This is a genomic window from Maribacter sp. (genome assembly GCF_039968975.1).
GTDB lineage: Bacteria > Bacteroidota > Bacteroidia > Flavobacteriales > Flavobacteriaceae > Maribacter.
This window is the reverse complement of sequence record NZ_JBDVOT010000139.1, coordinates 1-15,236: the sequence shown is the minus strand read 5'-3', so window position 1 is coordinate 15,236 and position 15,236 is coordinate 1. Positions and strand designations below refer to the sequence as shown.

The 15,236-nt window shown below is 33.9% G+C and carries 15 protein-coding genes, 1 other RNA gene and 1 pseudogene; 10 read left to right on the top strand and 7 right to left on the bottom strand.

The window, feature by feature from the left end; all coding sequences use genetic code 11:
• Together aroE and ABJI11_RS09295 are read left to right on the top strand one after the other, a co-directional pair.
• Window positions 1-162: pseudogene (gene aroE, locus ABJI11_RS09300) on the top strand (shikimate dehydrogenase); the annotation flags it as partial.
• Window positions 163-309: 147 nt separating this feature from the next.
• Complete coding sequence (locus tag ABJI11_RS09295; protein ID WP_348351497.1) at window positions 310-2,328, top strand: DUF349 domain-containing protein; 2,019 nt, start codon at window positions 310-312, stop codon at window positions 2,326-2,328.
• Window positions 2,329-2,475: 147 nt separating this feature from the next.
• Here the strand turns inward: ABJI11_RS09295 and rny are convergent, their stop codons facing one another.
• The 4 genes from rny to ABJI11_RS09275 all read right to left on the bottom strand — a co-directional run bounded on the left by rny (window position 2,476) and on the right by ABJI11_RS09275 (window position 4,859).
• Complete coding sequence (gene rny, locus ABJI11_RS09290; RefSeq protein ID WP_276494115.1) at window positions 2,476-4,044, bottom strand: ribonuclease Y; 1,569 nt, start codon at window positions 4,042-4,044, stop codon at window positions 2,476-2,478.
• Window positions 4,045-4,092: 48 nt separating this feature from the next.
• Window positions 4,093-4,203, bottom strand: a non-coding RNA gene (gene ssrS / locus ABJI11_RS09285) — 6S RNA.
• A 55-nt stretch (window positions 4,204-4,258) separates the two neighbouring features.
• Entirely contained in the window at window positions 4,259-4,555 is a 297-nt protein-coding gene (locus tag ABJI11_RS09280; protein WP_276494116.1) for a cell division protein ZapA, read from the bottom strand.
• A gap of 13 nt (window positions 4,556-4,568) precedes the next feature.
• Window positions 4,569-4,859 carry a hypothetical protein gene (locus ABJI11_RS09275; RefSeq protein ID WP_348351494.1) on the bottom strand — a complete coding sequence of 97 codons (291 nt, stop codon included), beginning with the start codon at window positions 4,857-4,859 and terminating at the stop codon, window positions 4,569-4,571.
• Between the two features lie 192 nt (window positions 4,860-5,051).
• On the opposite strand from ABJI11_RS09275, the gene ABJI11_RS09270 reads away from it, so the two are divergent.
• From ABJI11_RS09270 to ABJI11_RS09260, 3 genes are read left to right on the top strand one after another with little or no spacing between them, the layout of a single operon-like run.
• Window positions 5,052-6,743 (top strand): M23 family metallopeptidase, encoded by a 1,692-nt coding sequence (locus ABJI11_RS09270; protein ID WP_348351492.1) that lies wholly within the window; start codon window positions 5,052-5,054, stop codon window positions 6,741-6,743.
• A 5-nt stretch (window positions 6,744-6,748) separates the two neighbouring features.
• Window positions 6,749-9,214: a carboxypeptidase-like regulatory domain-containing protein gene (locus ABJI11_RS09265; RefSeq protein ID WP_348351490.1), complete on the top strand. Its 2,466-nt coding sequence runs from the start codon at window positions 6,749-6,751 to the stop codon at window positions 9,212-9,214.
• A gap of 9 nt (window positions 9,215-9,223) precedes the next feature.
• Entirely contained in the window at window positions 9,224-9,874 is a 651-nt protein-coding gene (locus ABJI11_RS09260; RefSeq protein ID WP_348351488.1) for a hypothetical protein, read from the top strand.
• Here ABJI11_RS09260 and ABJI11_RS09255 read toward each other — a convergent pair whose 3' ends face one another.
• Complete coding sequence (locus ABJI11_RS09255; RefSeq protein WP_348351486.1) at window positions 9,875-11,020, bottom strand: cysteine desulfurase family protein; 1,146 nt, start codon at window positions 11,018-11,020, stop codon at window positions 9,875-9,877.
• Between the two features lie 103 nt (window positions 11,021-11,123).
• Here ABJI11_RS09255 and ABJI11_RS09250 point away from each other — a divergent pair, with 103 nt between their 5' ends.
• Complete coding sequence (locus ABJI11_RS09250) at window positions 11,124-11,630, top strand: hypothetical protein (RefSeq protein WP_348351484.1); 507 nt, start codon at window positions 11,124-11,126, stop codon at window positions 11,628-11,630.
• On the opposite strand, the gene ABJI11_RS09245 is transcribed toward ABJI11_RS09250, so the two are convergent.
• On the bottom strand, window positions 11,631-12,173 hold the full coding sequence (locus tag ABJI11_RS09245) for a Smr/MutS family protein (RefSeq protein WP_348351482.1): 543 nt from the start codon (window positions 12,171-12,173) through the stop codon (window positions 11,631-11,633).
• A gap of 59 nt (window positions 12,174-12,232) precedes the next feature.
• Between ABJI11_RS09245 and ABJI11_RS09240 the strand changes: the two genes are divergently transcribed.
• From ABJI11_RS09240 to ABJI11_RS09230, 3 genes are read left to right on the top strand one after another with little or no spacing between them, the layout of a single operon-like run.
• Complete coding sequence (locus ABJI11_RS09240) at window positions 12,233-12,538, top strand: DUF2752 domain-containing protein (protein ID WP_348351480.1); 306 nt, start codon at window positions 12,233-12,235, stop codon at window positions 12,536-12,538.
• A gap of 18 nt (window positions 12,539-12,556) precedes the next feature.
• A complete protein-coding gene (locus ABJI11_RS09235) occupies window positions 12,557-12,883 on the top strand; it encodes a CCC motif membrane protein (protein WP_348351478.1) in 327 nt (108 codons plus the stop codon).
• Window positions 12,884-12,887: 4 nt separating this feature from the next.
• Window positions 12,888-13,199, top strand: a complete 312-nt coding sequence (locus ABJI11_RS09230; protein WP_276494126.1) for a CCC motif membrane protein — start codon at window positions 12,888-12,890, stop codon at window positions 13,197-13,199.
• 51 nt (window positions 13,200-13,250) lie between these two features.
• On the opposite strand, the gene rocD is transcribed toward ABJI11_RS09230, so the two are convergent.
• Complete coding sequence (gene rocD / locus ABJI11_RS09225) at window positions 13,251-14,531, bottom strand: ornithine--oxo-acid transaminase (RefSeq protein ID WP_348351476.1); 1,281 nt, start codon at window positions 14,529-14,531, stop codon at window positions 13,251-13,253.
• Between the two features lie 234 nt (window positions 14,532-14,765).
• On the opposite strand from rocD, the gene ABJI11_RS09220 reads away from it, so the two are divergent.
• On the top strand, window positions 14,766-15,236 hold a 471-nt coding region (locus ABJI11_RS09220; protein WP_348351474.1), incomplete at its 3' end, for a TRAM domain-containing protein.

Below are 15,236 nucleotides of genomic sequence, written 5' to 3'. Positions count from 1 at the left end.
TATTCCAAAATCGGCACGGAACATCTACTTTTTGATCTTATCTATAATCCTGAGAAAACTGCATTTTTAGCTGCAGGCAAAGCCAATGGTGCAGCAATTTGTAACGGTCATAGAATGTTAGAGTTTCAAGCTGAAAAATCTTGGGAGATCTGGAACCGATAGTTCTTTCTTTATAAACTTATTTTTAGAAAGACAGTGTAAATTATAGGTTTGCGCTAGATTACTCTTTTGTGATATAACTAAAAAGAACCATCAATTCTTTGCTAGTCGTAGGGTTGTTACTATCTTGTAAGCATATAATTTAGCATTATGTCTGAGGATAAAGAACAACAATTACCAGAGAATTCAATTGAAGAAAAAACTGTAACTGAAACTACCGAAAACGTAGTAGAAGAAACAGTAGACTCTTCAGAAGAATCTAACACATTACAAAAAGAAACTGCAATCGAAACAAACGTAAATGCAGAACAAACTGATGTAATGAATGAAATTGACGATTCTAATGCAGAGGATGCAGAAGATACCGACACCGAAAAAAGACATGAAATACCTATGCCAGATTACCATGTCATGAGCATGGAAAACTTAGTGGGTGAATTACAACGATTGGTTAAGAATGAGAAGATACAAGCTATAAGAAAGCATGTTGATACAATCAAAGACGAATTCAACCAAAAATTTGATCAATTTTTAGAAGAAAAGAAAGAGGAATTCATTTCTAATGGCGGTAATGAAATTGATTTTAGATACAATTCTATTGACAAACAACAATTCAACGAAGTATATTCAGAATACAGAGACAAGCGTAATCAATATTATAAAAGTTTAGAAAAGAGTCATAAAGAAAATCTTGCGTATAGATTAAATCTTATTGAACAGTTAAAAGCTTTGGTCAATGTAGAAGAAGATATTAATACAACGTATAACAATTTTAAGGATATACAGGCTAAATGGCGCCATGCAGGACCAATACCTCGTGCAGATTATAACAATGTTTGGAAAACATACCACCACCACATTGAAATATTTTACGATTTTCTAAATATAAACAGAGACTTAAGAGATTTAGATTTCAAGCACAATCTAGAAGAAAAAAGTAAAATAGTAGCTAGAGCTGAAGAGCTTTCTAAAGAACCAGATTTAAATAGAGCATTTAGAGAACTACAGGTATTGCATAAAATCTGGAAAGAAGATTTAGGTCCCGTAGGCAAGGATCATAGAGAAGAAATCTGGAATCGTTTTAGTGCCGCAACAAAAATTATTCACGAAAGAAGACAAGATTACTTCAAAAATCTTGATAAGATAAAAGAAGAAAACTTAGAGCGCAAACATGCAATTATAGCTGAGATAAATACACTTAGCGAAAATGTTTCTAGCAATCATGGTACACTTCAACAACAAATTAAAAAATTAGAGGAGCTAAGAGAATCATTTTTCAAAGCCGGTCAAGTACCACAAAAAGTAAATTCTAAAACTTGGAATAGTTTTAAGGCAGCAGTTCGTGCATTCAACCAAAATAAAAACGCTTTTTATAAGAATCTTAAAAAAGAGCAACAAGAGAATTTAGATAAGAAAAGAGCCTTATTAGAAATTGCGGTCTCATTAAAAGATAGCGATGATTTTGACGCTACAACTTCAGAAATGAAGCGCATACAAGGGCAATGGAAGAAAATTGGTCATGTTCCAAGAAAGTACTCAGACAAACTATGGAAAGAGTTTAAAACAGCCTGTAATCATTATTTCGACAGGTTAAATGCACTTAAAAGCGATGCATTTAAAGAAGAAGAAGATAATTACAAATTAAAGGATGAATGTATAGAACGCCTAAAAGCTTTTGAACTCAGCGGAGATAAAACAAAAGACTTAGAGGCTATCAATAAGTTTTCTGAAGAATGGAAAACATACGGTAGAGTTCCGTTTAAAAAGAAAAACATAAATCAAAAGTTCGATAAAATTATTGATGCGCTATATCAAAAATGTGGTGTTAGCAAACAAGAATCAGAGTTACTGAAATATGGTAACAAAATTCAGCAACTAAGCAACAATGATAATCAAGAGCGCGCAATACAGAACGAGCGTTCATTTATTAGAAAAAAGATTGATGAAAGCAAAGATGAAATTAGACAATTAGAAAACAACTTACAGTTTTTCTCTAATGCTTCAGAAAGCAATCCATTGGTGCAAGACGTTATAAAAAGAGTTAACCAACACAAAGAATCTTTAGCGGCTTGGAATGCAAAATTGAAGAAGTTGAATATCTTAAAAAACAACTTACATAAAGAAGAGGAGGAAGTTGAAAGTACAAATGAAGCTAGCTCAAAAGAATAAATCTTTCTTATACAACATTGAGACTACATTATATTTAGCTAAATAATTTTATTTTTTAAAATAGTGTTGAAATTTATTGACTTTACTTATTAGAAATAAAAAAAGCCTCTATAAATAGAGGCTTTTTTTATTATCGACAATTGGTGATTACTTAGCTACGTTAACCGCTCTTGTTTCACGTATAACTGTAACTTTCACTTGACCTGGATAAGTCATATCAGTTTGTATCTTTTGAGAAATCTCAAATGATAACTGTGCTGCTCTGTCATCATTAACCTTTTCGCTTTCCACGATTACACGAAGTTCTCTACCTGCTTGAATAGCATAAGCTTTCTGTACACCACTAAAGCCAAAAGCAATCTCTTCAAGATCTTTTAAACGTTGAATGTAAGAGTCTAATACTTGTCTTCTTGCCCCTGGTCTTGCACCACTGATGGCATCACAAACTTGAACTATAGGTGCAATAAGCGTCTTCATTTCTATTTCATCATGGTGAGCACCAATAGCATTACATACCTCTGGTTTTTCTCCAAATTTCTCTGCCCACTGCATACCTAAGATAGCGTGCGGAGTTTCTATTTCATTTTCGGTGTTAGGGACTTTTCCTATATCATGTAAAAGTCCTGCACGTTTGGCAATTTTAGGATTTAATCCTAATTCAGATGCCATAACACCACAAAGTTTTGCGACTTCTCTAGAGTGCTGTAATAAGTTTTGACCGTAAGAAGATCTATACTTCATTCTACCCACAGCACGTATCAATTCCGGATGTAAACCGTGAATACCCAAATCTATAACCGTACGTTTACCTATTTCAACAATTTCAGTTTCTATTTGCTTCTCTGTCTTCTTTACAATTTCTTCAATTCTCGCCGGGTGAATTCTACCGTCTGTCACTAATTTATGAAGCGAAAGTCTAGCAACTTCTCTTCTTACAGAGTCAAAACAAGAAAGAATAATAGCCTCTGGTGTATCATCAACAATAATTTCTACACCCGTAGCAGCTTCTAATGCTCTAATGTTTCTACCTTCCCTACCAATAATTCTACCTTTAACATCATCAGATTCTATATTGAATACAGATACACAGTTTTCAACCGCTTCTTCAGTACCAATTCTCTGAATAGTATTAATTATAATCTTACGTGCTTCTTGTTGTGCGGTAAGTTTAGACTCTTCTACCGTAGATTGTATAAAAGCCATTGCATCTGTCTTGGCAGTTTCTTTTAAGCTCTCTACCAATTGATTTTTAGCCTCATCTGCAGAAAGACCAGAAATAACCTCTAATTGCTGAATTTGACTTTTATGCATTTTATCCAACTCCTCATGACGCTTATCAAAGAGTTGTCTCTTCTGCTCTACATCTTTCAGTTTACTATCTAACTGAGAATTCATGTTCTTGTTTTTGGCAAGCTCACTACTCACTTGAGATTCCTTATCTCTTGTACGCTTTTCTGCGTCGCTTATCTTCTTATCCTTATTATTAATAACCTTTTCATGCTCGGCTTTTAATTCTAAAAATTTCTCTTTCGCCTGTAAAATCTTTTCTTTCTTGACACTTTCTCCTTCGGCATTTGCATCTTTTAAAATACGCTCAGCGTCTTTCTTTGCATTTATTATGGTTTTAGAGGCTCTCCCTTTTTCCAAAAATTTTGCTATTGCAAAACCGATTGCCAGCCCAACTATTGCGGCAATAATTATCATTGTACTATCCATAGTGTAATTTATTAATAAAAAAAAGCCCACATTGGAGAAGTTTTGATCAAACTCCGGTAAACAGGTTTAGGGCTAACAGACTGATCAAGGATCCCTATACAAGTAGGGCTTGCTTTTACAATCTAAACTCACCCTTTTTAAAAAAAATAAATGTTGAGTTTGTCAAAAGGTATTACCAATGTGGGCAGTAACTTAATGTATTTATAAGAACGTTTTATTTTAAAGCTAATTTAGACGTCACCAATTCTTCAAGCGCTTTTAAACGCTCTTCAGCTTCTTTGGTTCCTTCTGTTTGCTCAATGCCATTCTGTTCAATCTTAGACGCAAATTGCAAGGCGCACATGGCCAAAACATCTTGTTTGTCTCTAACTGCATAATTCTTCTCAAATTTTTTAGCCAACTGTTCTATATTTTTAGCTGCTTTACGCAAGCCTTCTTCCTGAGCAGGATCAATAGTCAATGGGTAGACCCTATCAGCAATAGAAAGTTTTATTTTGAGCTTTTCTGACATATTATTATGAACATTACTCCGACAATTGAGCTATACAATGGTCCAACTCTCGTATTAATGTATTTATTTTAAGCTTAGCTTCTGTTTTATTGGTATTACTGCCAAGCATTGAATTTGCTAGTTTAAGCGAATTATATTTTTCTTCCCATTCAGATACCGTTTTACTGGCACTTTCTTGTGAAGACTTTATATCCCTTAATTCTTTTTCCAATTCTAGATTAGCATTGTTCAAAACCTCAAGTTTATGCAACAATTTGCTAATTTTATTTTCTAAAGAATCAACGATTTTAATTAACTCGCTCATACATTACCATCAATGCGATTTACACAAAGTTAACATACATTATATGACTTAGCAATAATTTTTTAAATATTCGTAAATCAACCGTTCTTGAATTAACAATTTAGTATGCAAAACGCTTTATAATAATTTTAGGGCGCGCAACTTCATAGAATTGTTATTGATTAATTATTTTCGCAGTATTCCTATCTACCTATGAAAAAAATATCCCTTGGTCTGTTATTATTATTTTGCTTTGGTCTTTTTGCACAAGAAAATTATCCAAAAGATGCTTTTGCCCCTCCAATGGATATCCCCATTATATTAGCGGGTACTTTTGGTGAGTTACGCTCCAACCATTTTCACTCTGGTGTTGACATTAAAACCCAACAAAGAGAGGGTATTCCAATAAACGCCATTGGTGATGGTACCATTACTAGAATTAAGGTTTCTCTTTGGGGCTATGGGAAGGTACTTTATATAGCACACCCTAATGGGTATACATCTGTTTACGGTCATTTACAGAAATTCTCACCTACTATTGAGGCGTATATTAAAAAACTACAGTATAATAAAAAATCTTTTGAAGTAGAAGTTTTTCCTGATTACGGCGAGTTGAAAGTTTCTAAAGGTGAACTAATTGCGTATAGTGGTAATACCGGTGGTTCTGCCGGTCCTCATTTACATTTTGAAATACGAAGTAGTATTTCTGAAAAACCTACCAATCCATTAATGTATGGTTTAGAGGTTGCCGATGCTACAAATCCTATCCTAGAAAAACTATTCATATATCCATTAACAGATAATTCTCATGTTAATAATAATTACGAAAGAACACAGATAAACGTTAGTAAACAGAAAGATGGTACATTTTTAGCGGATAAAGTAACCGCCTTAGGTGAAATTGGGGTTGGTTTTATCGGTTTTGACAGATTAGATATGGCTGCCAACAAAAACGGTGTTTATAGCGTAGAACTTAGTGTAAACGGCAAGGTGTATTCTTTATATGATTTTGAGAAGTTTTCATTTGGAGAAACCAGATATATAAACACGCTGGTAGACTATGACTATTACGGCAGAAATAGACAAAAAATTCAAAAGAGTTTTAAATCGCCCGGTAACAAGCTAAGTATTTACAAAGACCTGTATAATGATGGTAAAGTCAAAATAAACGAGGGCTTAAGTTATAACGCAAAATTGTTGATTAAAGATTACGCCGGTAATAAAATAGAAGTTAACATACCTATTGAAGGGGTAAAGAATTTATTAGGTAACAAAAAAGTAATTAAAAAAACCGACAACTATGTAATTGCCAAAAAGCCTAATAATTTTGATTTAGACGGGGCCAAAGTATATTTCCCAACAAATACTTTTTATGAAGATTTTTACATAGACTTAAAAAAAGGAAAAGATACCGTTACCATCCATACCAACACCGTACCTGCGCATAGAAACTTTACAATAACCTTCGATGTTTCCAAGTATTCAAAAGAAGAGCGAAAGCAATTATTCATTGCCAGATTAAATTCTAAACTTAGACCAATCCATGCAAATACATATAAACGTGGTAATGAGTTTACCACACGTACACGTAATTTAGGAACATATACTTTAGCTAAAGATACTGTAGCCCCTACCATAAGAACCAAAAACTTTAAAGAGAAGCAATGGTTAAACAATTACAAATATCTGAGTGTACAAATTGCCGATGATTTAAGTGGTGTAGACAAATACTCTGCAACTCTAAACGGAGAATGGATACTAATGGAATATGAACCTAAACGCAATACATTGACCTATAATTTTGACGATAAAATCGCAGATCAAACGCAATGTGTTCTTGAAGTTACCGTTACAGATAATGTGGGTAATACAAATATTCTTAGCACCTCTTTTTATAGAAAATAATATAGTTGAAATTACATAATGCTCTAAGCCTGATACTTCTGCTGTGCAGCTCCATTGGTTTTGCTCAGAACGCTACTATTTCAGGTATTGTCTTAGGTGATAACAATGAACCTTTACCTAATGTAAATATTTCAAGTAAAGATTTTGGAACCACAACGAATTCTGATGGATTCTATATTTTAGAGATTACTTCAGAAATAGAGAGCACCATAGTTTTCTCACATATTGCCTACCTAGATGTTGTATTGGAAAAATTAATTTTGAACACAAACGAAACCTTTGAGTTCAATCCTGTTTTAAAAAGTGATGTCACACAAATAGACGGCGTAACCGTTTCTGCCACTGGAGAAAAAGAAACGAGTAACATTTTAAACATTTCTCCAGAAAAAATCAGAAAAATACCCGGAGCAAATTCAGGGGTAGAAACCATATTAAAACTATTACCCGGCGTATCTTCCAATAACGAACTAAGTACGCAATATGCGGTACGTGGTGGTAATTACGATGAAAACCTGGTATATGTAAACGAAATAGAAGTTTACAGACCCTTTTTAATTCGTTCTGCACAACAAGAAGGTTTAAGCTTTGTAAACAGTGACCTGGTACAGAATGTAAAGTTTTCAGCTGGTGGTTTTCAAGCGAAGTATGGTGATAAGCTGGCTTCCGTGTTAGATATTAAATATAAGACCCCTACTCTATTTTCTCTCCGTGCAGATGTAAGTTTTCTTGGTGCAAGTGCTAGTTTAGAAACGGTTTCTAAAAACCAAAAATTGAGCTCGGTATCTGGTATTCGTTACAGAAATAATTCCCTGTTGGTTAATAGTCAGCAGACAGAAAGTAATTTTAATCCGGCATTTACAGATATTCAAAGTTACTTGACCTACCGTTTCTCCCCTAAATTTCAGTTGAATTTTCTAGGCAACCTAGCAGTCAATGATTATAAGAATGAGCCTTTAAATAGACAGACTAATTTTGGCACTATAGACAATCCGCAGGCATTGGTCGTCTATTATCAAGGTCAAGAAACCAATAAATACACCACAGCTTTAGGCGCTTTAAAAGGTAGTTATTTTCTTAATGAGAACACTACGTTAAAATTGATATCGTCTATCTATCATACTACAGAAGAAGAATATTCAGATGTTGTTGCAGCATATGAGCTTGGTGATGTTGATAGTAATTTAGGCAGTGATACTGCTGGCGAGGTATTGACTTCTCGCGGAATAGGTTCACAATTCAATAGAACAAGAAATGATTTAGATGCCTTAATCTTTAATCTAGAACACAAAGGCTCACATACCATGGGTAATTCTGTGTTGGAATGGGGAGCAAAATATACTCACGAAGATATTCGAGATCAATTACGTGAATCCGAATTTATAGATTCTGCAGGATTTTCCATTAGACCACCTAGAAGTGAATTCATAAACAATCAGCCTTTTGAACCTTTTGATGCGCCTTTGGAAGCATATAGCGGATTAAGTGCTTTAAACTTTGTAAAAACAAATAGGTTTTCTGGTTATGCTCAATTAGGAACACATAAAACATGGAGCAATGCAGATGTTTATTACAACATTGGTGTACGCTCTCATCATTGGACGGTTAGTGGAACAGGAGTAGAAAAGGTATCACAAACCGTATTTAGTCCGCGTGCACAGTTTGCTATTAAGCCCAATTGGGATAAAGATATGCTCTTTAGGTTATCGACAGGAGTATATCATCAACCACCATTTTACAGAGAATTACGCGACATCACGGGCACTATACAGCCAGATGTCAAAGCTCAAAAAGCATTTCATATTGTTGCAGGTAACGAGTATAGTTTTCTTCTTTGGGATAGACCATTTACACTAATAACCGAAGGGTATTACAAGAAATTAGAAAATGTAAATGCATATACTTTAGAAGATGTTCGCATTCGTTATGCCGCTAACAATGAAGCGGAAGCTTATGTATATGGAGCTGAAGTAAGATTAAACGGTGCTTTCGTACCTGGAACGGAATCTTGGGTAAGTCTTGGATATTTAAAAACTGAAGAGAATAGAAATAATAGAGGCTACATTCCCCGACCTACAGATCAACGCGTAAAATTTGGTATTCTCTTTCAAGATTATATACCTACAATACCTAATTTAAAAATGTATTTGAATTTGGTTTATCAAACAGGTGTTCCTGGTGGGTCTCCAAGTTATGCCGATCCATATATTTTTCAGAATAGATTAAGAGATTATAAACGTGCAGATTTAGGAATTTCCTATATTTTTGCAAATAAGAACAAACAATTTCCAAAAACACATTGGCTACGTAATTTTAAAGAATTGAGTTTAGGTTTTGAAATATTCAATTTATTCAATAATCAAAATTCAATTACCAATACTTGGGTAAGAGATGCCGACAGCAAAAATGAATATGCTGTACCAAATTATCTTACTTCTAGGGTTTTAAACTTAAAATTAGGTATACGCCTTTAAACAATACAAATGAAAAGAATACTTTTCTTACTAGTACTTATTTCTTCTTTTACTGTAATGGCTCAGAAAAATATATATGAAAGCCCGAGTTTTGACAACTTGAGTTCTGACCATAATGTTTTAGCGATTATCCCTTTTTTAACCAATTTAGATTTAAACGAAAAGGTGTCTAAAACGGAACAAAAAAGGTTAGAAGAGAATGAAGGTTACGCTGTCCAAAATGCTTTAGAGACCTATTTCTCTAATCGTATTAAAAAGAAAAAACTACCGGTAACTTTTCAAAATATTGAAAATACGGCAGCTATTCTAGCAAAGAAAAATATCAGTTACGATAATATTGACGTATATACTACAAAAGAGCTTAGTGAAATTTTAGGTGTTGACGGTATAATTAGCGGTACTTTAGATTTGAATATACTGTTATCTAACGGTATACCAACAGAGTTCAGTTTTACCGACTACTTCTCAGGAGGAGCAAATTACGGTAGAATTGGCATCAAAATAAGCGATGGCAATTCTGGCAAGCTTCTTTGGAAATACGAAAAGGAAATCAATAAGAAAACTGGCAAGAATACCACTGACCTTATTGACCGCATGATGAAATTAGCAATTAGAAAATTCCCGTACGAGCGAGAGCGTAAAAGAGATCGTAAAAACTAATTACGCCTCAACAATATCCTTTAAAGCAGCAATAGTATAATCAACATCTTCTTTGGTATTATATGTTGAGAATGAAAAACGAACTGATGGTTTTTTCATATCCTCAGGAGATAATATTTGGGTAAGCACATGAGAACCTGCATCACTACCAGACTGGCAAGCACTACCCTTAGAACAAGCAATACCTTTCATATCTAAATTAAATAACAGCAGCATAGCTTTTTCTTCAGTAATAGGTAAGCACACATTAACCAAGGTATAGGTACTTTTCTCCAAATTACCCGAATGTCCATTAAATTTGGCGCCAGGTATTTCTTTATTTATCTGGTCTATGAAGTAAGATTTTATGCCTTCAACATATTTCTTTTCTTCTTCTAGGTTTTCGTAGGCATGAACAAAAGCTTCTTCAAGACCAACAATGTTATGAAAAGATTCTGTACCAGCTCTAAGACCACGTTCTTGAGAACCACCTGAAATCATACAGCTTAAACCTGAATTCTTACGAATAAAAGCAAAACCAATACCTTTTGGTCCGTGAAACTTATGCGCTGCGGCAGCTAAGAAATCTATAGGAAATGCTTTAACATCCCAATTATAATGTCCTAATGACTGTACGGTATCTGAATGCACGAGTGCATCATACTTTTTGGCCAAGAGCGTAATTGCCTCTAAATTGATTTTATTACCTATCTCATTGTTTACATGCATTAAGCTTACCAATTTTTTAGAATCATCTTTCTGTAAAAGCGTTTCTAAATGAGTAATATCAGGATTACCAAATGCATCTAAGTCGACATATAAAAGCTGAATTAGCTCTTTTTGCTCTAACTCTTCTACGGTGTGTAAAACTGCATGGTGCTCAATTCTAGAAGTAATAATAGTTTTTACGCCAAGATCACGCACCGCACATCTAATAATCATATTATCAGCTTCTGTTCCACCAGATGTAAATATAATTTCTGACGGCTGGGCGTTCATATACTTAGCAATAGTTTTACGTGCACTTTCAATAGCAGTTTTTGCCGTTCTTCCAAAACTGTGAGTAGAAGAAGGGTTTCCATATATAGCTAAAGCATCTTGCATTTTTGCAATTACATTAGGGTGAACTTGCGTAGTAGCGGCGTTATCTAAATATACTTGTTTCATATGGGCGTACTCTAAAATAAATAATAAACAAAAATAGTTAATTAACCTATAAATGACAGTGATGCGACAGACAGATTTACAAATTTTAAACTAAATTTGAAATATGAAAAAATACCTTTTAATTGGTTGTTCCGTATTATTCTTTAGCTGCAATGATGGCGACATACAGATAGAAACTGTTGATTTTGACAGTATTGAAACGATTGAAAGTTGCAATGACATTTCCTCTACAACAGAAAATGTATTGTTTAAAATAAACGACGACGAAGCATTAATATTAAATCTTCCTAGTGAACTATTGAAAAACGAAGTTTCAACTACTGAAATTGAGAGTCTTGTTCCTGGAAGTTCTCAAATTACGTACCGTATTTTCTCTGAGACCGTAAGCAGTAGTTATTTTTGTGATTCACCACCACCACTTACACCAACAGTTCTAGAAGAAATTGAGGCTGAGGCAGGTAGTATTTTTGTCACCACCACTACGGAAGACAATATTACATACAGTCATTTCATTCAATTAAGTGGTGTTACTTTTTTAAATGAAAATGGTAGTAGAATTACAGATTTACAGGTTAATGATTTTGGCACAGTAACCACTACAGTAGAATAACTAGAAGTTTTGAAAAATATAAACTTCGGTTGCACCTAGACCATATTTTTGATAATCTGCATCGTAATATTTTACGTTATCATATTTTCTAAACAAGTAGCCAAGTTCTTCTTTCAATACACCCTCACCAACACCATGTATGAATACAATTTTTTGTATTCTTTTACTAATAGCAAAATCTAATTGTCTTTTTGCGGTATCTAACTGTAAAGTAAGCATATCAAACTTAGTTATAGATTTAGGGTTTTTGATAAGTTGATTTATGTGCAGATCAACTTCCATTTTTGGAGCTGTACGTTCCTTAGATTTTAGAACTCTTGTTTTTTTACGCTTTGGTATTTCCTTTTCCTTTTTAATTTTAGCGACTTCATAATTAGAAACGCGAATATCATCGGCAATTAAAACCAGTTCATGAGCGGCATACGTTAACGGAAAACCATCATCGCTCAACATGGTAATATTAGTACCGTCAATAGACTCGACAACACCTTTTATGACATCATCAATAGTTTCTACGGTATCACCAATATTAAAATGAGGCATGTTTTTATTTTGAATACACAAAAATAATGGTAATTTTCGGACTACTAATTTATTTATAGATGCGCATTAAGGCATTAATTATTTTTCTTGGACTTGAAAGTTTTATGCTACCCTGCTTCACCAAACAGATAATAGGGGTTGATTGCCCTGGTTGTGGCTTACAACGTTCCCTATTATTCTTAATAAAAGGCGAGTTTACATCTGCATTTTTAATGTACCCTGCCATTTACCCAATGCTTTTACTTTTTGGTTTTTTAGGGCTTAATAAGTTATACCCTTTTAAACACTCAAATACAATTACAATTACACTTATGGTAAGTACCGTAGGTTTTATATTAACCAATTACATATTAAAATTCATCTAATAACTAAACCTTTAAATTATGGAACAAGAAAAACTACCTAATGCAACACTAATACTAGTATTAGGAATTGTTGGATACTTATGTTGCTGCTTTGCAGGAATTGGTATAATACCTGCAGGAATTGCATTTTTTTTAGCTACTAAATCTGAAAAAATTTATAAAGAAAGCCCAGAAACATATGACAATTACCAGCAAATAAAAACAGGGAAAATAGTATCTCTGATTGCATTGATTTTATGTGCTTTGATGGTTATTCGTTTTATTTATGTATTAACCACAAGTGACTGGGATTTACTTATGGAGCAACAGCAAGAGATAATGGAACAATGGGGGTTGGAACAATAGTTAAATGAACAATTCAGAATATCAACAAATACCAGGTTCTAGCAACGCCTTAACTTTTGGCATTTTATCTATTGCCCTAACTCTTTTCTGTTGTGGTCCCTTTGGAGCCATCTTCAGTTTCATTGGTTTAAGCAATGCTAAAAAAGCTAAGAATTATTTTGAAGCTAATCCTGGTAACTATAGAGGATATGAAAACATTAGTACAGGAAGAATACTTTCTTATATAGGTCTAGCACTAGCACTTATTTACTTAGTATTTTGTATTCTTTATTTCGGATTGATCATCGCTTTCTTTGCAACAGCCGATTTTCAATAAGGAAATAACAATCAAAAAAAATCCCCGATTCACATCGGGGATTTTTTATTTCTAATTTTTAAACTCTTGTAATGTTTTAATAATGATAGAAACACAATCTAGAAGTTGTTCTTTTGTCATCACCAATGGTGGTGCAAATCTTATAATATTACCATGAGTTGGTTTTGCTAGTAATCCGTTTTCTTTTAAAGCCATACAAATGTCCCAAGCAGTAGAACTATCTTCACTGTCATTAATAAGTATTGCATTTAAAAGACCTTTACCCCTAACACTATTAACCAAATCTGTAGTAGGAATAAATTTATTCAGTTCAGCTCTAAAAAGCTCGCCCAGCTCATAGGCATTTTCTGCAAGCTCTTCTTCTTTGACCACTTCTAAAGCCGCCATACCAACTGCAGCAGCAATAGGGTTTCCACCAAAAGTACTACCATGATTACCTGGACGAATAACACCCATAATATTATCATTTGCCAAAACTGCAGAAACAGGATATGCTCCACCGGATAAGGCTTTGCCTAATATTAATATATCTGGTTTAATTTCAGGTGTTCCGCTACAATGCTTATCTGAGCAAGAACAATTACCACATGTTGCCAATAAACGACCTGTTCTTGCAATACCCGTCTGTACTTCATCGGCAATGAACAATACATTATATTTTTCGCACAAAGCTTTTGCCCCGCTCAGGTAACCATCAGAAGGTACATAAACTCCGGCTTCACCCTGTATTGGCTCCACTAAAAATCCGGCAATATTCGAATTTGATTTTAAAACCTCTTCAAGAGCAGATAAATTATCGTATTCTATTTTAATGAACCCGTCTGTATATGGTCCAAAATTCTTTCGAGCAACCGGATCATTTGAAAAAGAAATTATTGTAGTGGTACGACCGTGAAAATTATTCTCACAAACAATTATTTCTGCATTGTTCTCGGCAATACCTTTTTCTTCATATGCCCATTTTCTACAAATTTTTAAAGCTGTTTCTACAGCTTCTGCACCTGTATTCATAGGTAACAACTTATCAAAATGAAAAGTTTCGGTAGCATACTTCTCGTACTTACCCAACATATCATTGTAAAATGCTCTAGAAGTCAAAGACAATGTTTTGGCTTGTTCTGTCATAGCATTAACAATTTTGGGGTGACAATGCCCTTGGTTTACGGCAGAATATGCAGAGAGGAAATCATAATATCTTTTTCCTTCCACATCCCAAACATAAACACCTTCACCTTTGCTTAATACAACAGGTAATGGGTGATAATTGTGAGCACCGTGTTTTTCTTCTAATGCAATTGCATCCTTAGAAGTGATGTTTTCTAAAATTGACATGATAAAAATTACTTTAAATAAAACTTTAGCAATTCCTTCTATACCTTTTTCCTTTCAAATCCCGAAAAAGTTATCGGGGAGAAAATTCAGCGTGGGAGAGAAATCATCCTGTAGAATTACAAAAATACAAATTTATAGCTGGAATAATAAAAATTGGGTCAAATGCCATCAATATCTTGTTAATACTATCAATAACTATATTCCCAATTCAAAGAAACCCATTATTTTTGCCAAATGCGAAAAAAGACAAAGCGAGTAGTTTTTGAAAATGTAATGGTGACCGATGCTGCAGCAAAAGGAAAAACTATTGGTAAAGCCCCAGATGGAAGGGTAATTTTCTTGAACAATACCGTACCTGGCGATGTAGTAGATGTACAGACCACAAAAAAGCGAAAAGCTTATTTTGAAGGAACAGCCATTAATTTTCATACTCTTTCAGATAAAAGAGTAGATCCGGTCTGCCAGCATTTTAATGTATGTGGTGGTTGCAAATGGCAAGATATGGGCTATGAACATCAACTATTTTACAAACAAAAAGAGGTAGAAAACAACCTTAAAAGAATAGGACATTTAGACTTGCCAGAGCTTACACCCATATTAGGATCAGAACAAAAGTATTTCTACAGAAACAAAATGGAATTTTCTTTTTCTGACAGTCGTTGGTTAACGCTTGAAGAAGTAAAATCAGATAATCAAATAGAAGAT